This is a genomic window from Mesorhizobium sp. CO1-1-11 (assembly GCF_020164995.1).
Taxonomy (GTDB): domain Bacteria; phylum Pseudomonadota; class Alphaproteobacteria; order Rhizobiales; family Rhizobiaceae; genus Mesorhizobium; species Mesorhizobium australicum.
The window spans coordinates 124,699-144,737 of the sequence record NZ_JAIUHE010000017.1 but is presented as its reverse complement, the minus strand read 5'-3'; the positions used below and the strand labels follow the sequence as shown (position 1 = coordinate 144,737).

The window sequence follows — 20,039 nt, the reverse complement described above, 5'->3', positions numbered from 1 at the left end:
CAACCAACCTCGGCTGCCAAGAATGCGGAAGCAAAGTTCCGATCAGCCCTTCATCGCATCGTGCGCTCGAAAGAATGTGCCGAAATCATCTAGGACTTCGTCAGATGTGCGGGTTTTTGATCCCCTGATCGATACGAACTGCTCAAGCCGGACCGAGTTCCAGTTCGGCGCAGGGCGGCGTAGCCTGCTCGCGAGTCCGTTGGATCGGGTTTGAGGGTCTTGAGCCTGCGTGCGAATTGTAGTCGACGTCGGCGAAGTGTTACCCGAGCTGATCGTGGCTCTCATAGACAAGCGTTTGACGGAGGCGTCCTTGATCGTGCGGTACATCCTCTCGACCTGTCCATTGGTCCAATGATGCTTGGCCCCACTCGTACAGTGCTCGATGTCGTTCGTGGCGCAGGCATATTCGAAGGCGTGCGCCCGTCACCTTTGCCGGTCAGCGGCTGGCGCGCCAGAAGGCGATGCGGTCCTGCAACCGATAGCCCTGGATAATCGCCGGCATGAACCAAGGATTGCCGCGATAGAGCGGGATGGCGGAAGGCGGTCGAAAGTCGAACGCCGTGCGCGACTGCTCGCCATGCCCCAACAATTTGTGGGCCGCACGCATACCGACCCACGGTGCCCAGACCACGCCCGAACCACAGAAGCCGGTGGCATAGACCACACCATCCTTCTCGAAGATGCGGGGCAGCATGTCGCGGTTCATCGCTACGTTGCCGAACCAGCAATGCGAAAGGCGCACGTTCTCCAACTCCGGGAAGAGGTTCACCAGGCCCTTGCGTAGGAGAAGTTTCGGGGCAATCGGATCGCCGACGCGAGAACTGTCACGCCCCCCCAGCAGTATGCGTTTTCCGTCAGGCGTGGGACGATAATAGAAACCGAGTTGCCGATTCTCCGTGATCGTCATCAGCTTCGGCATCAGTCGCGCCATGACATCGGGCGCGAGTTCCTCGGTGACGATGATGCGGCTGCGGACCGGAACCAGCCGGCGGCGCAGGTAGGGAGCGGCGCCGTCGGTGTAGCCGTTGGTACAGACCAGAACCTGCCGCGCATCCACCGTCCCTGCCGAAGTCACGACGCGGAACCCCGAACCATTCCTCTCGATCGATTTGACCACCGTTTGCGAATGGACCGTCAACCCGGATGCGAGCGCGACCCGCAGGAGTTCAGCGTGGAATTTGGCGGGGTGCAGCCCGCCAATGTCCATCCGAACGGTTCCGCCGCGGTAGAAGTCGGTGCCGATATAGTTCCGCTGCTCGGCATGCGGAACGGCGTAGGACTCGATCCGCAGTTTCTTAGCCAGCCTCTCGGCGCCGCGCGCCATCTTCTCATACTGTTCATAGCCGAAAGCGCCTTTGAACTGGCCAACCAGCCGGAAGTCGCAGTCGAGCCCTTCGTCCTTGATGAAATCGTACAGGAATTCGCGAGCGACCTTGCCCTCAGCCTCGATCGCCATGGCCTTCTCTTCACCGAAGCGCCTGGTGATCGTGGCAGAATCCGGCCGGATGCTCCCGCTCGTAATCCCGCCGTTGCGCGTGGAAGCACCCTCGCCCGGATGCATCGCATCAAAAGCGGCGACGGAGCGCCCCTCGCGCACCAGCACTAGCCCGGCCGAAAGCCCGGCATAGCCGGCGCCGACAATCACCACATCGAGCTTCTTTGCCAGCGGCTGACGCGGCAGCGGCATGACGGGCGCCGCTTCCCACCAGTAGGGCGTGTTCTTTTCGGCGACTTTGGGCTCTTGCACGTGACTGGCTTCTCTTGATGTTCCAGGGTTTAGGCATGTGACGGTTCGCGGTATTCAAATATGGTCATCTCGTACGTCCAGAGCGTCACGCAGCCCGTCGCCGATGAAATTGAAACTGGTGACCGCGATGGTGATGGCCGCTCCGGGAATGATTGCCAGCCATGGTGCGCTGCCCAGATATTGCTGCGCGCCGTTGAGCATGTTGCCCCAACTAGGCAGTGGCGGCTGGATGCCGTAGCCGAGAAAGCTGATGTAGGCTTCCATGAGAATGGCGCGCGCCACCGTCAAGGTGGAAGCAACGATGATTGGACCGATGGCATTGGGAAGGATCTCCCGAAACATGATATGGGTGCCGCTCAGCCCCAGCATTCGCCCGGCCTGGACAAATTCGCGCTCGCGAAGCGAGCGGACCTCGGCCTCCACAATTCGGGCTACTTCCATCCAGCTGGTCGCAGCGATTACGACGGTAATCATTATCGGGCTGGGTTTCAGGGCCGCGGCAAGGGCCAGCACAAGGAAGATAGACGGGAAGGCCAGAAAGCCGTCTACCATGCGCATCAGCGACGCGCCTATCCAGCCGCCGCGGTATCCAGCAATTACCCCGACGAGCGTGCCGATCAGCGTCGACAACACCATTGCGAAAAAGCCTACCAGCAACGAGATTCGTCCCGCCATCAAGAGCCTTGCCGCCAGGTCGCGGCCGAGCGGATCAGTGCCCAAAAAGTGGTGGCCCGTAAGCGGGGCAGCGAAGCGGGCCCGCAGATCGATATACAGTGAGTCATAAGGCAGGAGATGCGGGCCGACGACGCAAGCGAGGCTGAGGAGGATGATCATCGCCAAGCCGAGCAGCGCCAGGCGATGCCGCATGAAACGAAGCGCCGCGCGGTTGTTTGTCCATCGGCTTGGAGCTGCATTTGCGGTGAATGCGGTCATATCGGCTGTCTCCTGTCGGGGAAGTTGCGCGCTCAAGCCAGTCGAATGCGCGGATCGACAATAGCGACGACAATGTCGGCGATCAGGTTTCCAAGCAGAACGAGGATAGCGGAGAACATCAGCAGCCCCATCACAACCGGATAGTCGCTGTAACCAAGGCTATCGAGGAACAACCGTCCCATTCCTGGCCAGGTAAAGACAGTTTCGGTCACCAGCGCGCCGGTCAGGACGCTGGGAAGCTGCATCCCCGCCAGGGTAATCATCGGCAAAAGCGCGTTGCCGACGACATGCTTCGTCAATATCCGGCGTTCACTCAAGCCTTTGGCCCGAGCCGTCTTGACGAAGTCCTGGCTGATGGCGTCGAGCGTCGCCGTCCGCATGTAGCGGCTCCAGATCGCGACATGGACCAGCGACAGCACGATGCTTGGCAGGATCAGATGGTGGAGATAGCCCAGGATCGAGGAATCGCCAATCTCCGACATATTGCCCGCGGGCAGCCAGCCCAACTTCAGAGTAAAGATGTAGATGCCGACGAGGCCGAACCAGAAGGTAGGGACCGACAAGGCGACCATGGCGCCGACCGTTGCGAGATAGTCGAATAGCGAGTAGCGGCGCGTGGCGCCCCGAATTCCAATCCAGGCGCCAATGGAGATCGCAATCACGGTTGAGGATCCCATCAGCAGCAGCGTGGCAAAGAGATGGCTGCCAATGATCTGCAATACCGGCGCCCCGTCGCGGAACGAATGACCCCAGTCGCCCTGCAGCAGCCGCCATGCCCAGTCCAGGTATTGGATCCATATCGGTCGATCTAGGCCCAGAAGCCCCTTGATACGAGCGAGATCCTCCTGGGTCATGCTGGGATCGAGCCCAAACTGCGCCAGCGGCCCGCCGGGAAGGAGGTTCAGAATGCCGAAGCCGATGATCGAAACGATCACAAGCAGCACCAGACTCTGCGAGAGGCGATTGAGCAGGAAGCCGCGCATTCTATTCCTCCGTCTTGGGGGTGATGATTTCAGTCTGTTGCCGCCGCCGCGGTGGATCGGGCGGCGGCAACTGCAGGCCTTAACTCTTCCAGCGCCAGGCCGCGGCATCCCAGGAGGCGGTGCGGGTGTTGGCGTTAGGCTTGAAGCCGTCCAGCCCTGCCTTGCGTCCGAGCACGTTTGTAAGCGCTGACACCGGCAGGAAGGGCAGATCATGGCGCACTATTTCCTGCACGCGATTATAGATCCCGCGGCGCTCTTCCGGATCGAAGATGCGAGCACCCTTTTCGAGCAGGGCATCGACCTCAGGATTAGAATATTGCCCGGTATTCGAGCCGTGTCCGCCTTGAGCGGCGATTGCCTTCGTATGGAGGCGGTTTGTCGCATCGGGGTCCGCGGCAATCAGATAGGTGACGCCCACCATGGCGGTGTCGAATTGCGACTTCAGCCAGAAATCGCCCCACATGACGGCAGCTGGCAAGTTCGAGATCGTCATCTCGACGCCGATCTCGGCAAACGTCTGCTGCAGGAACTGCTGCGTCTGCTCGCGGAGGTTGTTGCCAGAAGTTGTCGAGTTGGCGAAAGACAGTCGCACTCCATCCTTGACGCGGATACCATCGGGACCCGGCGTCCAGCCAGCCTCATCCAGAATCTTGCGCGCACGGTCCAAATTGAACTCCTGTGCGGGAAGATTCGGATTGTAGTAGTAGGACTCCTTCGGCATGAAGGTCTCAGTGAGAGTGCCCACACCGTAGTAGATCGTGTCGACAATCGCCTTCCTATCCATCGCGGCGTAGAGAGCCTCGCGAACGGCCAACTCCTTGAATTGCGGGCGGCCCAAATTGAGGTAGATCGACTCGAGCGATGCCCCGGTCTCCAACGTCACCACGCGATCTGGTAGATCACGGGCTTCAGTGTAGTGGTCGGCGGTGATGTAGGATTGATCGACCAGGTCCACGTCGCCGCTCTTGAACTGCGTGTAGAGCACGGTCATGTCGGGGATGTATTTGAAGATGAGTTGCTCGACATAGGGGCCTTCGCCGGCATACTCCGGGTTGGCGGCGAGCTCGATGTGGTCGCCCGCTACCCGCCGGCTCCACTTGAAAGCGCCGGTGCCGATCGGCGCCTGATTGAACGCGGCCGTATTCGGATCGGCCTCTTTCTCCAGAATGTGCTTTGGCACGATGAAGGTTTCGGCCAGGAACGAAAGATAGGGCGCAAAAGCCTCCTTCATCCGCCATGTGATCTCGGTTGGGGAGACCACAGTGATGTCCTGTACGAGCGAATGGCCGCTCGTACGCCAAGCGCGAAACTTCGGGTTCGTGATGAGTTCAAGGGTGTATTTGACATCCTCAGCCGTGAAGGGCTCACCGTCGTGCCAGCGAACATCGTCACGCAACCGGATGCGCCAGTTGAGACCGTCCTGCGAAATGCCGCCGTTCTTCTGACTTGGCACCTCGGCGGCAAGATTCGGCTGAAGAAGGCCTTGGGGATCCTTGCGGACCAAGGCGTCGAAAACTGAGAAATGGACCGCGTCATCGACTTCGATATGCGCCATCAGCGGATTAAACACGGTCGGCTCTTGTGAAAGACCGACGACGACCCGACCGGCCGGACCCGCGGCAGGGGTCTTGGCGAAAGCGGGCTTGCCCAGCAGATTGGGCGCCATCAGGCCTGCGGCCCCACCGAGCGCCATCAGTCGCAGCGCCTGGCGTCTCGAGTAGTTGGAAGTAGTCGTTGAATTTTTGGTCATAGCAGTTCCTCTCTTTTAGCGATTGTTCGCGTTATTTTTTATGCGTTTGCTGCAATTGGGCGGGCATTGCCCGGTCTCTCCCCTGGAATCGCCGCCACGAGTTGGCGGGTGTAGGCAGCTTGCGGGTTCAGGAATATCTGCGAGGGCGGTCCGCGCTCGACGATCCGTCCCTTCTGCATCACGGCGATTTCGTCACAGATCTGGCTGGCGACGCGCAGGTCGTGGGTGATGAAGACCATCGACACGCCGGTCTCGCGTTGGATCTGGTCCAGAAGCTGCAGAATCTGCGCCTGGATAGACACGTCGAGCGCGGAGACCGCCTCGTCGGCGATCAACAGCTTCGGTTTGAACATCAGTGCACGGGCGATGCCGATGCGCTGGCGTTGCCCACCCGAGAACTCGTGCGGATAGCGGTCGAAGGCGCCGGCATCGAGACCGACATGGGCCAGAAGCGCCCGCGCTTCTTCGCGCGCCTGGGCATAAGGCATCCCGTGTGCCACCGGACCCACCGTCAGTATATGGCCGACCGTCGAGCGTGGGTTCAGAGAAGCGAAGGGATCCTGGAAGATCATCTGGATCCGCGGCCGAAGCGGGCGGAACTTCGCTTCGGGAAGCTTAGCTATGTCAGATCCCTCGAACAAAATCTCACCGCCGTCGCTGTCCAGCAATTTGATCAGCAGCCGGCCCAGCGAGGATTTTCCCGAACCGCTCTCGCCTACGACCCCCAAGGTGCGGCCTGGCGCCAGTTCGAACGAAACCTCGTTCACCGCTTTCACTATCCGCTGGGCACCAAACAGCGCGCCGCCGCCACGATAGGTTTTAATCAGGCCCTCGACCTTCAGGATCGGCTGCTTGCTGTCGGACTCCGCACGAGAGCGATCTTCGCCGGTCAGATACGGAACGGCCGCGATCAGGCGCTGGGTATAAGGATGCTTGGGCGACTTCAGCACTTGCTCGGCGCTGCCCTGTTCAACGATGCGACCCTTTTCCATCACCACGACGCTGTCGGCGATCTCGGCCACCACACCAAAATCGTGGGTTATGAACATCACGCTCATGCCCTTGCGGCGCTGAATGTCTCTGATGAGTTCCAGGATCTGTGCCTGGGTTGTCACGTCGAGCGCGGTGGTCGGCTCATCGGCGATCAGCACCGTCGGCTCGAGCGCCAAGGCCATGGCAATCATGACGCGCTGTCGCTGCCCGCCCGATAGCCGGAAAGGGTACTGGTGATACATGAGTTCGGGATCTGGCAGGCCGACTTCGGTGAGCAGCTCGATGGCGCGGTTTCGACAGGCTTGTGGCGTCCCGTATCCATGCGCTGCCATCACCTCGTCAATCTGCGCGCCCACGGTCATCAGGGGGTTGAGCGCCGAGAGCGGGTCCTGAAAGATCATCGACACGACCCGGCCGCGCAAGTTGCGCAGCTTGTCGGGCGACATGCCGATGATGTTCATTCCCTCTAGCTGGATGACACCCGATGAGACGCGGATTACCTTTGGCAGAAGACCCATGATCGCGTTCGCCGTGACCGACTTGCCTGATCCGGACTCGCCGATGATGCAGAGGATCTGGCCGCGTTTCAGATCAAAGGAAATGTTCTCGACCGCATAGGTTCGTTCCATGCCTTTCGGCAAATTCACCGTGAGGTCGCGCACCGAAAGCGCCACATCGTGGGGGGCTACAGCCTGGATGCTTGCGACCATCTGGATCACCTCCCATTCCACCGAAGCGGAGCCACCCTGTTGCGGACTGCATCATCGCCCCTTGAGCAGCAAAGCGGCACCGTAGCAGCCGCAGCCTGGCCATCTCGGCGCTTCGCGCCCTGAGGCTGCGAGAGACGGATTCTACTCATCCTGGCGGCTCCCTTATGAAGTTCGGTCCCCGTATCGGACACTGTTCCCTATTCTTGGAGAACTCTCCATCGGGCAGCTCTGCCTATCGGAGGTCCTCGGGAGCTTGCCTGCCGTAAGGAAGGGTACCCCGTTCTTCCAGCCAGTGTGGCTGTTCTGTTTCCGCAGAGTCTTCGAAAGTTGGCGCTCGGGCGGCATGAACTTCTGAAAAAAACGTCCGAATTGGCATTTCACTCTGTTTGGCATGGTTGATGGTGGCGCGGGCTAGCTGAGAGTCTGAGAGTGATTGCCCGAAAAATGAATGAGCAATGACGCCAGCGGCGGTGCCGATCTGTCCAAGGCGGGCACGGCATTCCTTGCCACAGGAATTTTGCACGATCCGCCACGCCGGAATTTTCCGCATTGAAATAGACTGGCGCCCGTCCAGGCGTTGAAGGTAAGCAACAACCGGCCTGAGGTGCACGAAGCCTGTGATTCGCCCATGCGATGCCTCACCAGAGGCAAATAAAAGCAGTGACGAACAGCACCGCAAACTGTGCCGCTCATCGATGCCCGGCTGCTGCTTTTCGACGCCGGGTCGGCCACGTTCAGCTGGGCGAAGCTCCCAGAGCGCTCCTTTCAAAGGCGATTTGGTCCCAGGCGGCTGAACTGCGCATGAAGCCACTCTGCGAGTTCAAACTCCACACCTTCCAGTTCACTCGAGCCCAACCATATCAACCCATATTGACTGCCGTCAGGGTCAAAGCCAGCAGGGGCCGCCAGGCTTCCTCGTTCCACATCGTCAATCGCAATTACGAGCGGACTGAGGGCTACGCCAAGGCCTGCAGACGCAGCCTCGACGATCAGCGCGTGATTGTCGAAGTACCGGATGTCTGTGGGTCGACGCGCAGACGGATGGGTCTTCAGCCATTGCGCCCACGCGTCAGGTCGGGTCTTCGACCCGAGAGCGAGATAGTCGCCATGTTCGAATTCTGCCACAAGTTCCGGCCTCATAACGGGTCCAACCTTTTCGGAAAAAAGGGGCCGGACGTTCCACGTCTCAGGCACAGCGAAGTCCAGCCGTCGAATAGCGAGATCGACCTGTTTCTTACGAAAGTCCACCAGCCCTCCACCTACGGAGAGGTGGAGGGCCATGTTCGGATGCGCCACTTGAAGCGCCCCAAGCCGCGGAATGAGCCAACGCATGGCAACGGAAGGCTCGCAGGAGAGCACCAGGGAACTGCTTCCGGCATTGGTGGCACGCAGGCCTTGCACTGTGGCGGCCAACTCGCCGAAAAACCTGCTGAGGGTGAGGTTGAGCGTCTCGCCGGCGGGGGTGAGCCGCAGACCTCGCCCATTCTTTTCAAACAACCTGACACCAATGTCATTGGCGAGCTTGGTGATACGGCGACTGACGGCGCCGTGCGTGAGTGCAAGCGATTCTGCTGCAAGCCGAACTGAGCCCAGCCGCGCTGTTGCTTCGAACGCGCGCAGGTCGTCGAGCGAGGGTATGTCCGAGCGATCCATCAGTGATAATCTATCACCGATTTCATCAGAAACTATCGCTTTTCATCGTTTGCGGGGTTTTGTTAATTGATGCATGCGCACCAATCATCAACCCAGTATAGCGGTCCTCGCCGACGACCTCACCAGCGCGGCGGATGGCGCAGCACCTTTCGTTGCCCGCGGCTTGACTGCGTCGATCGGCAGGGGTCGGCTTCCAAGCCGAGCGGCGGCGGTAATCGCAGTCGATAGCGGTTCGCGGTCTGCTACTGCGTCGCAAGCATTCGAGCGGGCCGCTCGATTGACCGACCGACTTGCCGGCCGTGGCGTGCTCTACAAAACAGTGGATTCCACGCTACGCGGCCACATAGCGGAGGAGCTTGAAGCATGCTTTGCGGCGAGCGGCCGCAAATCGCTGGTTTTTGCGCCGGCATTCCCCCAGGCCGGACGTACGACAGTGAGGGGCATTCAGTTCGTTGACGGCATCTCGGTCTCGGAAAGTGCTTATGGCCATGACCCAGTGCATCCCGTGCGGCATTCCGCGCTAGTCGACCTGGTGCCGAACTGCATCAAGAATGTCACGCTGCTTGATGCGGTAACCCAGGAAGAACTCGACTCGCAGATTGCTTCCATCGAGGATCCAGCGTCGATCCTTTGGGTTGGCTCTCCTGGAATGGCTACAGCGCTATCGCGGCGTTTCGTGCTGGCGAAGAGCCTACCGCCCTTGCTTGATGGCATCAGCAGCGATGTCTTGGTGGCCATTGGGAGCGCAAATTTGCGCAGCCATCAGCAGGCAGATCAACTCCAGGAGTCCAGCGGCGTGATGCTGCTGCGCGGACCAAGGGCGCGCGAGGGAGACTCGGCAGCGGTGCTGCGCCGTCTAGCACAGGACGCGGCGCGAGAGCTTCAAAGCTCACGCTTCGGCGCTTTAATCGCCACCGGCGGCGACACGATGGACGCGATCCTGGACCTTCTCAACGTCCGTGAGTTCGAGATCCTGCAAGAACTCGATCCCGGATTCCCGCTTGGTCTCGCCAGGCTTGGCGATGGGCGCTCGCTCTTGCTCGCTATGAAGGCCGGAGGCTTTGGCGGTGACGACGCTCTGGAGCGCGCCGTCGCGCGGATACGTGGAGCAACGCAATGATGAACATTCCCCCGCTTGCTCTCACGATGGGCGACGCCTCCGGCATTGGGCCGGAGATCGTGGCGAAGGTGCTTGCGAAGGGTGGCGAACGCGTCGTCGTGTTCGGCAGCTATGTTGTCATGCAAGACACCGTGCGGCGGCTCGGGTTGAACGTCGAGGTGCGACGCATCAACGCGGCCAATGCGGCCCAATTCGAGCCGCGGCGAATTGAAGTCATCGAAACCTCGCGGATTACCGAGCCTCCACCAATCGGGCGTATCAGCGCGATTTGCGGGCAGGCGGCCTTCGACGCCATCGTGGCAGCGATCGCGGCAGCGAAGTCCGGAGATGTGAGCGGCATCGTCACGGCGCCGATCAACAAAGAGGCGATGGCCAGCGCGGGAATCCGCTACCCCGGCCATACCGAAATTCTGGCCGACTATGGCGGCGCCAACCGCGTGGCGATGATGCTTGCCAACGATGACATCCGCACGGTGCTCGTCACCATCCACACGTCACTGAGCAAGGCGATCGAACAGGGCGATTTCGACGCTCAGCTATCCGCCATCCGGCTTGCCCACGAGGGTGGAAAAGCTCTCGGCTTCGCGACCCCGCGTGTCGCCGTAGCGGGTCTCAATCCGCACGCAGGTGAAGGTGGCCTCTTCGGGGACGAGGAAATCCGGATCATCCGCCCTGCAATCGACGCGGCCCGGGCCGAGGGCATCGATGCCACTGGTCCTTATCCGGGCGACACTGTCTTCATGCAAGCACGGCAAGGTCGATTCGATGTTGTGGTGGCACAATACCACGATCAAGGGCTGATCCCTGTGAAGTATCTCGGGCTGGAAAAGGGCGTGAACATCACGCTTGGCTTGCCGTTCGTCCGCACCAGCCCAGATCACGGCACGGCGTTCGACATCGCGGGCCGTGGAATTGCAGACCACACAAGCTTGGAAACGGCACTTGCCTACGCCAAGCAGCTGGTAGGGGCGCGAACCAACACGAACTAGATTCGAAAGGAACCACCACCAATGGGGTTACGCTTCATCTTCATGCTTACGCGCCACGACCGCACGGTTCCGGACGCGTCGCAGCAACTTCAAACCGCGCTCAGCCTCGGCGTGCGGCACATCGGATTCAAGGATATCGGCTTGCCGATCGAGCAGTTGAAAGGCCTCAATGCGGCCATCAGGACGGGCGGTGCAACTTCCTATCTGGAAGTCGTGTCGCTGGACCGCGAAAGCGAAATTGCTTCGGCAAAGGCAGCTGCCGAAATCGGCGTTGACGTTCTTCTTGGTGGCACGCGGGTCGACGATGTGCTGCCGATCATCAAGGACACCGGCATCCAGTACTTCCCGTTTCCGGGTCGGATCGCCGGTCATCCGAGCGTGCTTGAAGGCACCATCGACGAAATTGTCGAAAGTGCCAAGACGATCGCAGGGCGTGATGGAGTGAATGGCCTGGACCTGTTGGCATATCGTTCGGCGCAGAACGTGCCCGAGTTGATGAAGGCAGTCTGCGCTGCGGTCACCAAGCCTGTCTACATTGCAGGTTCGATCGATACCCCTGAACGAATTGCAGTCGTCCAAGGCGCCGGCGCAGCTGGTTTTACGATTGGGACTGCGGCTTTGGATGGCAAATACCCGGCCAGTGGGAATGACCTACCAAGCCAACTCACCGCAATCATTCGCGACGTCGCGGCCCTGAACAAGCACCTTTCGCCAATTTACAAGAAGAATTTGTCAATTGAGTTTGCGGGGCTGCACGCGCCTTCGGCGCCCAAAGTCGAGCTGCATACCACCAACATGCAAATCAAGATTGCCATGTTCAATGGCGCCTCCAGTTGGTCATTTCGACAGCACGACGATCAGTTGTTCTTCGTTCACCGGGGACGCCTGCTCATGAAATTTCGTGACCGTGAAGAAATTATCGAACCCGGAGAGTTCATCGTCGTCCCATATGGCGTTGAGCACAGTGCGGTGGCCTTGAGCGAGGAAGGATGTGAAGTGTTGCTGGCAACGTCAACCGCCCTACCCTGCTATCCACCCGAGGTAACTGACCTCGCTCATTCTGATCGATCCCATTTGAGTGCTTAGCAGGACGGTCCCGACTGCTAGGTTTCAGTAACATCATGGCGCAACGCGCAGGAGCAATCATGACCGTGGCTATAGTGCTGCATCGCGCCGACGGCGCACCCGTTGCAACCCCTTTCCGCAGGACAGCGTTCGGCACGGATGATCCCTTTGTGGGGCATCGCGAAATCGCCTGGGAAGGACCGGACTCGATGATCGTGGGCCGAACCAGCTTTGTTGGTGAGCTCGAAGTCGCAAGCTTCCCCCACATCGAAACCATCGTCGTGGTTGAAGGAGAGCTGATCCTGACGGCGGCCGGCGCGGCCCCGTTGGTGCTCGGTCCGCAATCGGGTGTTGTCATGGGATGCGGCACCACGCTTCGCATCCAGACTGAATCAGGAGCGCGGTTTTCGTTCTGCGCGGCCGCTTGCGACAAACCGAAGAAGCCCGGCCTTGTCCAGTTGCGCGCGGACGCCGACTTCAAGCCGTCTGCTTCGCTACCGGCTGAGGCTTTGCTTGGCCCCGCGCCGCACTGCCGCAGCGACAACGTCTTCTCCAGCGACGGCGCGGATTACCGTGCGGGCACCTGGGATTCGACCCCATACCACCGGGTTGTTCGCCCGCATCGCCAGAACGAGTTCATGCATCTGCTGGCCGGAAGCGTACGATTCGCCGCGCCCGATGGCAGCGTGCTGTCGGCGGGCACCGGAGATACGCTTTTCGTGCCCCAGGGCGCATCTATCGGATGGGAAAGTAACGATCGCGTGGCGAAGTTTTTCGTGGTTCAAAGCGTCCAGGCCTGACGTAGAACAAGATTCATCATGTCCCTGGCAAGGTCGTTGAGTTTTAGGCCGCATACGCAATCGACGCGCCTTCACACGAGATGGCTCTAGGCTATAGGCTACCCCCTCTGTGAGCTGGGACGCCGGCGACCTTTTCACGCAATAATTGCATGTCCTAAGGGCCACTAACCGCAGGATATTCCGTCCAGGCACACAACTCCGCAGCCTGCCTATTCTCGGCGCGAGTTAGAATGCTTCAGAGTTTCCGGAGTTCCGCAGATGCCCGCGCCGCTAATGCAAATCGAGTGCAGCCCTTCCCTGCCCCGCGAGGCGGACGTCGTCGTGATCGGTGGGGGCGTCGTGGGCGTGTTCACGGCGTATTATCTCGCGCGCCGCGGCGTCAGCGTCGCCCTGGTAGAGAAAGGGCGCGTGGCCGCCGAGCAGTCCAGCCGAAACTGGGGCTGGTGCCGCCAGCAGAACCGCGATGCACGGGAGTTGCCGATGGCAACCAAGAGTCTCGATCTGTGGGAGAAAGTAGCACACGAGACCGGGCACGAGACAGGCTTTCGCCGTTGCGGCCTCCTCTATCTCTCACAGGACGAAAATGAACTGGCTGGCTGGGCGAAATGGCGTGACTTCGCCAGGACGGTGGGCGTTACGACGCATGTTCTGAGCGCAGAGGAAGCCACCGAAAAGGGCAAGGCGACCGGGCGCAAATGGAAGGGCGGCGTTTTCTCACCGACTGACGGGACGGCGGATTCGTCCAAGGCAGTGCCGGTTACCGCGCGCGGTATCATGGCGGCGGGCGGTACCGTGCATCAGCATTGCGCGGCGCGTGGACTGGAGTTGAGCGCCGGCAAGGTCAGCGGCGTCGCAACCGAAGCGGGAACCATCCGCACGAAGACCGTGGTCATGGCCGGAGGCGCATGGGCCTCTTCGTTCTGCAACCAGCTCGGCGTACGATTTCCGCAGGCTTCCGTGCGCGCTTCGATACTTGCCGTGGCGCCGGGAGCAAATGGAGTGCCCGACGCACTACATAGCGCGGGGGTATCGCTAACCCGGCGCGGCAACGGTGGATACACGCTGGCCATCGGCGGGCGAGCTCGCGTCGACCCAACCCCGCAGCAGTTCAGGTTCAGCCGCGAATTTGTACCCATGTTCGCCCGCCGCTGGCGCAATCTCGCCCCAGGCGCCTTCGAGGGCTGGGTTCAAGGTCATGAAAGCCTGCGCAAATGGGGCCTCGACGAGATCACGCCAATGGAGCGGACCCGGATTCTCGACCCGAAGCCCGACATGGGGCAAATTCGGCTGACATATCGACGAGCTTGCAAAGTGGTGCCCGAACTCCAGCGCGTCGCGATCTCCGATGTCTGGGCCGGTTATATCGACAGCACGCCCGATGGCATTCCCGCAATCGGTGAAGTGGAGGGAATTCCGGGCTTAATCCTGGCGGCGGGATTCGGTGGTCACGGCTTCGCGACTGGCCCCGGCGCGGGTCATATGATCGCAGACATCGTTACGGGCAGCGAGCCGATCGTCGATCCGCGCCCATATAGGCCGAGGCGTCTGAAGACCGCTGCATGGGGAAAGGTCGCTGAGTTCTGAGTACGGTCTGCCAAGACGGCAATCGGTCGAACAGGAGACCGCGAGCGGGCGAGAACAAAAAACAGGGAAGGTGACGATGCGCGAATATGAGATTGCCGCCATTCCTGCTGACGGGATCGGCCCAGAGGTCATCGCCGCCGGTCTCCAGGCGCTTGCGGCGCTGCAGCAGCGCTGCGGCGACTTCAAACTGCGCGTCCAGCACTTCGACTGGGGCTCAGACTACTATAAGGCCAATGGCCGGATGATGCCCGAAGATGGAGTGGCGCAACTGAAGCGCTTCGATGCTATCTTCTTTGGCGCGGTAGGCGTCCCCGATCTGCCCGACGACATCACGCTTTGGGGTCTCCGGCTGCCGATCTGCCAAGGCTTTGATCAATACGCGAACGTACGGCCGACCAGGATATTGCCCGGCATCGTTTCGCCGCTGGCAGGCGTTGGCCCTGGCGACCTGGATTGGGTGATCGTGCGCGAAAATTCCGAGGGCGAGTATTCCGGCCATGGCGGCCGTGCCCACCGCGGTCTCCCCGAGGAGGTGGGAACCGAAGTCGCGATCTTCACGCGCGTCGGCGTCACCCGCATTATGCGCTATGCATTCCGACTGGCGCAATCACGACGGCGAAAGCTCCTGACGGTTGTTACGAAATCAAACGCGCAGCGTCACGGCATGGTAATGTGGGATGAAATCGCAGCCGAGGTGGCGCAAGAGTTCCCTGACGTCGCGTGGGACAAGATGCTGGTTGATGCTATGACGGTGCGTATGACACTCAAACCTCGCAGCCTCGATACGATCGTCGCCACCAATCTTCATGCTGACATTTTGTCAGATCTTGCAGGCGCGCTCGCGGGCAGTCTCGGCGTTGCGCCGACCGCCAACATTGATCCCGAGCGGCGCTATCCCTCTATGTTCGAGCCAATTCACGGCTCGGCCTTCGACATCGCCGGCAATGGTATTGCCAACCCCGTCGCCACCTTCTGGACCGCTGCCCAGATGCTGGAACATCTGGGCGAAAGCGCAGCCGCCGTCCGGTTGATGAGCGCTGTGGAAACGGTGACCAGCGAAGGCGTGCTGACGCCGGACGTGGGAGGGACAGCGACCACGCAGGACGTGACGGACGCCGTCTGCCGGACGATCAGCGGTTCGAACGTGTGACAGGTATGCAATGAAGCTCGACAAGATCGACATCAAGATCTTATCCCAACTGCAAAAGAACGGGCGGGTCACCAACGTTGAGCTTGCCGACCTGGTCAATCTATCGCCAAGCCCTTGCCTGATGCGGGTGAAGAAGCTTCAGGCGGAAGGCTTCATTACCGGCTACTCCGCCCAGATCGACGTGTCCAAGCTCGGACAGACTCTAACGATCTTCACCGAGGTGACGCTCAAGCACCATCAACAGAACGACTTCGCGAGATTTCTCGCCGCCATTCAGAAAGTCGATTCCGTGATCGAATGCCATCTGATTTCGGGCGGGTACGATTATCTTGTGAAGTTCGTCACAGCGGGCATAAGCGAGTATCAGACGATCATGGAGCGCATGCTCGAACTGGATATCGGGATCGACAAATATTTCAGCTTCGTTGTGCTGAAGTCACCGATCGTGAAATCCCATTTGCCTCTCGATGTCATTTTCGACAGATGAAAGGCGCGCTGCTGTCCTGGACCTGAGAGCCCGTACACAACTGCGCCCACTTGCTGTTTCGCCACGCTTGTGCAAAGGCAGGACGTTCCACGTAGCTGACAATTGCCAAGTTCGCTTCGGCGATGGCATCGATCACCCCTTCATCGCTTCCCGCACATCCTTGTCTTCGAGTGTTTGATCGAGCGTCATCCGGGTGCGTTCGAGGATACCATCGATATTGTCGTCCGTGCAGCAGAGCGGCGGCGCAAAGCCGAGGATGCCGCTGTTGAAGGCGCGGATGACAAGGCCGTTCTCCCAGGCGCGGTCGAAGATGCGGCGCCCCGGGTCGGCCGCCGCCGGCAGTGGTGTTTTACGATCCTTGTCCGTGACCAGCTCGATCGCGGCCAGCATGCCGCGACCGCGAATTTCGCCAACCAGCGGGTGATCGGCGAGCGAGCGGAGGCCATCCATCAGGCGCTTCCCGGCCTTGCGCCCGTTCTCGAGCAAGCCATCTTCATAGAGACGCAGGCATTCGAGCCCGACTGCCGCGCTCACCGGATGGGCTGAGTAGGTATAGCCGTGGCCGACAGCCGCTTTGCCGGCTCCGTCCGCGATCGTATTGTAGACATGGTCGGTCATGAAGACGGCGCCCATCGGCACGTAGCCCGACGTCAGTCCTTTCGCCGTGGTCATCAGATCCGGCACGACCTCGTCTTCCTCACAAGCGAAAAGGGGACCGGTACGGCCAAAGGCGGTAATGACCTCGTCGGCAACGAACAGAATATCGTGTTCCTTGCACACGGCGTGCAGGGCCTTTAGCCAACCTGTCGGTGGAACCAGGACACCACCCGAACCCTGGATGGGTTCAGCGTAGAAGGCCGCGACGCGATCGGCGCCCAGTTCAGCGATTTTGGCCCGCAGCGCCGCGACCGATGCATCGATGATCGCCTGCGGGTTGGAACCGACAGGATTACGATAGGCGTAGTGCGAGGGGATCTTGTGCTGCCAGTTATAAGGCACGCCGAAGCCCGCATGGAAAGCCGGAAGCGCGGTCAGACCTGCCCCTACCGTCGAGGATCCATGGTAGCCATGCTCGACCGAGATAAACTGGTCTTTTCGCGGCGTCCCCTTGGCATGGTAAAAATAGCGAATGAAACGGATCGTACTGTCTATCGCGTCGGATCCGCCCAGCGTGAAATAGACATGGTTCAGATCGCCAGGCGCCAGTTCGGCAAGCCGGGCGGCGAGACGAATGGCCGGCTCAGACCCAAGCCCGAAATATCCCGTCGCATAAGGAAGCTCTCTTAGCTGCTTGGCCGCTGCCTCGACGACGCTCTCCTGCCCGTATCCGATGTTGACACACCAGAGACCCGCGAACCCGTCCAGCAAGGTTTTCCCGCTTGCCTCGGTCACGGTCGCGCCCTTGGCGGATTTGAGCACCCGGACGCCCGTTTCTTCGTGGCTCCGATAGCTTGAAAACGGGTGAACGAGATGCGCGCGATCGAGTTCGATCAGGGAGTTTGCAAGCATTTCTTCCTCCGATTTCAGCGTAGCGCCTGACTGACGAGCACATAAGTTCGGTGTGCCGTGGTTTCGTCGTTCGGCTCGCCTGCGGTTCGTCGCATCGTTATGCCACCGCCGACATAGGCCAGCCCGTGACGGGTGAGCCACTCGCCGAGATCTGTGGATTCATCAGTGTCGATGCGGACAAACTCGCCCGCACTGTCGGCCAGCAGGAAGTCGATAAGGCATCTCGCTTCGTGAAGCTTCCTCGCCACCACAGGCCCAAACACCAGCCCTCGGCCAAACCGACGAATTGCCGCAAACGCCTGAACATCGCCTTCATCGCGAACGACGGCGAACTTCGCGCATTCGCGCAACGAGCCCATGAGCGCCGACCGGTCATGACCAAGGCTGCGCGATCCAGAACAACCAGGCGCGCATGGTCGCAGTCCTCGCCCCATGACACATGTGCCGGTGCGTCTACAGACGCGCCAGGCCGCTGGTGCTGCACGATCTTGCCGGTCGCGACAAATCCCAGCTTATCGTAGAGTGGGAGCCCCTCCTGCGTTGCCACCAAATAACAAGTGCGCTCGCCTGCTCTGGCAAGCGCCTCCTCCATCAGCTTGCGACCTAGCCCGCGACCGCGCATTGCGGCATCGACGATGACCATGTTGACGGTGGCGGCATCGTCGCCATAGGGCGTCATCAAGATCGTCCCCACCACACGTTCTTCCTCCTGGACAACGACGCCTTGGCTGAGCGATTGCATCAGTTCCCAGTCTTCACGACGGTGCGGCCATCCAACATGACGGGACAATTCGACAGCATCGTTCAAATGCTCGGTTGTCATCGTCTTGAGCGTGATTTGCTCTGCGGTCATGGGTCTTTTTCCGGCCTGAACTCTTCAATGCCAAGTTAGGCTGCGGTCGCCAGCAGTTCCTCCCGACGCGCACCTTTGGGTTAGGTGTTTTGACTTTCGTTTGCCGCCGGCGCCGCATCTTGTGCCGACGTGGTGTCTGGTTTGAATAAAGAGGGGTCGGTTTTCACCGCCCCTTTCTTGTCGTTCCAAACGCTGCGAAGCAGCAGGCGTTCTACCTGCAAAGTCAACTACCTAAGCCCGCCTACATGAAGCGTTTTGACCTCGAGATATTCCTCGATGCCAAGCTGCGATCCTTCGCGGCCCACTCCCGACTGCTTGACACCGCCGAAAGGCGCAACCTCGGTCGAGATGAGGCCGGTGTTGAGCCCGACCATGCCAAACTCCAGCGCCTCGGCAACGCGCCACGACCGCTTGAGATTGTCGGTGTAGAAGTAGGCGGCAAGACCAAAGGGCGTACCATTCGCGATCGCGATGGCCTCTTCTTCCGTCTCGAAGCGAAAAAGTGGGGCCACCGGGCCGAACGTCTCTTCCGATGCCAGCAGCATCTGGGTCGTCGCGCCACCGAGCAGAATGGGACGGAAGTACTGCTGGCTTGCCGGCACTGAATCGCTCTGCGCAATGATCCTAGCGCCCTTTTCCAGGGCATCCGCGACATGCCGCTCGATCTTTTCAATTGCAGCACTGTTGATCATCGGCCCGATGACGACGCCCTCCTCGGTGCCCGGACCGACCTTCATTGCTGCAACTCGGCTGGCGAGCTTCCCAGAAAACGCCTCATAGACGCCGGCCTGCACGAGAATGCGGTTGGCACAGACGCAGGTCTGGCCGCCATTCCGAAACTTGGAGTCTACCGCCCCTTCGACGGCGAGATCGAGATCCGCGTCATCAAAGACGATGAAAGGCGCGTTCCCGCCAAGCTCCAGGCTCAACCGCTTGATGCTATCGGCCGCGCCACGCATGAGCAGCGCTCCGACGCGGGTCGAGCCGGTGAAGGAGATCTTGCGCACCGTCTCGTTGGACATCAATTCGTTGCCGATTTCGACGGGCATGCCGGTCACAATGTTGATCACGCCGGCAGGGATACCCGCCCGTTCCGCCAGCACGCCGAGCGCCAGTGCCGAGAATGGCGTGAATTCCGACGGCTTGATCACCACGGTGCAGCCGGCGGCCAAGGCAGGCGCAACCTTGCGCGTGATCATCGCGTTGGGGAAATTCCATGGCGTGATGATGGCGCAGACGCCCACAGGTTCTTTCAGCACTAGAATGCGGCGCCCGGCCGTGGGTGAGGGAATGGTCGAGCCGCCGATCCGGCGTGCTTCTTCGGCGAACCATTTCACGAAGGAGGCGCCATAGCGGATTTCACCGCGTGCCTCCGCCAGAGGCTTGCCCTGTTCCAGCGTCAGCAGCAACGCCAGGTCCTCTTCATTTTCCAGTATCAGGCCGTGCCAGCGTTCCAGAAGCGCTCCGCGTTCGGCATGGGTCCTGGCCTTCCAGTCCTTGAACGCCGCCTGGGCTGCATCTATTGCAGCCCTTGTCTCATCCCTGCCCATGTCGGGCACGGTTCCAAGCACTTCCAGACTGGCCGGATCGATCACATCGACAGTCGCGTTGCTGTGCGCATGCTGCCAGACATCGCCAATGAGCCCCCTTTGGCGAAACAGGTCCGCATCCTTCAGGAAACCAATCTTCGTTATTGCGTTCATGGTCTTTTCC

Annotated in this window: 15 protein-coding genes and 2 pseudogenes; 7 read left to right on the top strand and 10 right to left on the bottom strand. The window is 60.4% G+C overall.

The window, feature by feature from the left end:
• Positions 1-265 precede the first annotated feature (265 nt).
• From LB554_RS29655 to LB554_RS20775, 7 genes and pseudogenes are all read right to left on the bottom strand, one after another.
• Positions 266-423 (bottom strand): annotated as a pseudogene (locus tag LB554_RS29655) (IS481 family transposase); the annotation flags it as partial.
• Positions 424-436: 13 nt separating this feature from the next.
• A complete protein-coding gene (locus LB554_RS20800; protein WP_263485949.1) occupies positions 437-1,687 on the bottom strand; it encodes an NAD(P)/FAD-dependent oxidoreductase in 1,251 nt (416 codons plus the stop codon).
• 114 nt (positions 1,688-1,801) lie between these two features.
• Positions 1,802-2,680 (bottom strand): ABC transporter permease, encoded by an 879-nt coding sequence (locus LB554_RS20795; protein ID WP_224586660.1) that lies wholly within the window; start codon positions 2,678-2,680, stop codon positions 1,802-1,804.
• A 32-nt stretch (positions 2,681-2,712) separates the two neighbouring features.
• The gene (locus tag LB554_RS20790) at positions 2,713-3,663 is read right to left on the bottom strand and encodes an ABC transporter permease (protein ID WP_224586658.1); all 951 of its coding nucleotides are present in this window, start codon (positions 3,661-3,663) and stop codon (positions 2,713-2,715) included.
• 79 nt (positions 3,664-3,742) lie between these two features.
• On the bottom strand, positions 3,743-5,413 hold the full coding sequence (locus tag LB554_RS20785) for a peptide ABC transporter substrate-binding protein (protein WP_224586656.1): 1,671 nt from the start codon (positions 5,411-5,413) through the stop codon (positions 3,743-3,745).
• 38 nt (positions 5,414-5,451) lie between these two features.
• Positions 5,452-7,116 (bottom strand): ABC transporter ATP-binding protein, encoded by a 1,665-nt coding sequence (locus tag LB554_RS20780; RefSeq protein WP_224586713.1) that lies wholly within the window; start codon positions 7,114-7,116, stop codon positions 5,452-5,454.
• Between the two features lie 765 nt (positions 7,117-7,881).
• Positions 7,882-8,769, bottom strand: coding sequence for a LysR family transcriptional regulator (locus LB554_RS20775; protein ID WP_224586654.1), 888 nt, complete (start codon positions 8,767-8,769; stop codon positions 7,882-7,884).
• A 73-nt stretch (positions 8,770-8,842) separates the two neighbouring features.
• Between LB554_RS20775 and LB554_RS20770 the strand changes: the two genes are divergently transcribed.
• The 7 genes from LB554_RS20770 (at position 8,843) to LB554_RS20735 (ending at position 15,964) form a co-directional block, all read left to right on the top strand.
• The gene (locus tag LB554_RS20770) at positions 8,843-9,889 is read left to right on the top strand and encodes a four-carbon acid sugar kinase family protein (RefSeq protein ID WP_224586644.1); all 1,047 of its coding nucleotides are present in this window, start codon (positions 8,843-8,845) and stop codon (positions 9,887-9,889) included.
• On the top strand, positions 9,886-10,878 hold the full coding sequence (gene pdxA, locus LB554_RS20765; protein ID WP_224586643.1) for a 4-hydroxythreonine-4-phosphate dehydrogenase PdxA: 993 nt from the start codon (positions 9,886-9,888) through the stop codon (positions 10,876-10,878). Before LB554_RS20770 ends, pdxA begins: the two co-directional genes overlap by 4 nt.
• Positions 10,879-10,899: 21 nt before the next feature.
• Entirely contained in the window at positions 10,900-11,964 is a 1,065-nt protein-coding gene (locus tag LB554_RS29560) for a cupin domain-containing protein (protein WP_318013217.1), read from the top strand.
• A gap of 59 nt (positions 11,965-12,023) precedes the next feature.
• Positions 12,024-12,743 carry a cupin domain-containing protein gene (locus tag LB554_RS20750; protein ID WP_224586641.1) on the top strand — a complete coding sequence of 240 codons (720 nt, stop codon included), beginning with the start codon at positions 12,024-12,026 and terminating at the stop codon, positions 12,741-12,743.
• A 258-nt stretch (positions 12,744-13,001) separates the two neighbouring features.
• Positions 13,002-14,327 carry an NAD(P)/FAD-dependent oxidoreductase gene (locus LB554_RS20745; protein ID WP_224586639.1) on the top strand — a complete coding sequence of 442 codons (1,326 nt, stop codon included), beginning with the start codon at positions 13,002-13,004 and terminating at the stop codon, positions 14,325-14,327.
• Between the two features lie 76 nt (positions 14,328-14,403).
• A complete protein-coding gene (locus tag LB554_RS20740) occupies positions 14,404-15,477 on the top strand; it encodes a tartrate dehydrogenase (RefSeq protein WP_224586636.1) in 1,074 nt (357 codons plus the stop codon).
• A 10-nt stretch (positions 15,478-15,487) separates the two neighbouring features.
• On the top strand, positions 15,488-15,964 hold the full coding sequence (locus tag LB554_RS20735) for an Lrp/AsnC family transcriptional regulator (protein ID WP_224586634.1): 477 nt from the start codon (positions 15,488-15,490) through the stop codon (positions 15,962-15,964).
• A 132-nt stretch (positions 15,965-16,096) separates the two neighbouring features.
• On the opposite strand, the gene LB554_RS20730 is transcribed toward LB554_RS20735, so the two are convergent.
• From LB554_RS20730 to LB554_RS20720, 3 genes and pseudogenes are all read right to left on the bottom strand, one after another.
• Positions 16,097-17,473 (bottom strand): aspartate aminotransferase family protein, encoded by a 1,377-nt coding sequence (locus LB554_RS20730; RefSeq protein ID WP_224586709.1) that lies wholly within the window; start codon positions 17,471-17,473, stop codon positions 16,097-16,099.
• A 14-nt stretch (positions 17,474-17,487) separates the two neighbouring features.
• Positions 17,488-18,326 (bottom strand): annotated as a pseudogene (locus LB554_RS20725) (GNAT family N-acetyltransferase).
• Positions 18,327-18,553: 227 nt separating this feature from the next.
• The gene (locus tag LB554_RS20720; RefSeq protein ID WP_224586632.1) at positions 18,554-20,029 is read right to left on the bottom strand and encodes an NAD-dependent succinate-semialdehyde dehydrogenase; all 1,476 of its coding nucleotides are present in this window, start codon (positions 20,027-20,029) and stop codon (positions 18,554-18,556) included.
• Between the last annotated feature and the right edge of the window lie 10 nt (positions 20,030-20,039).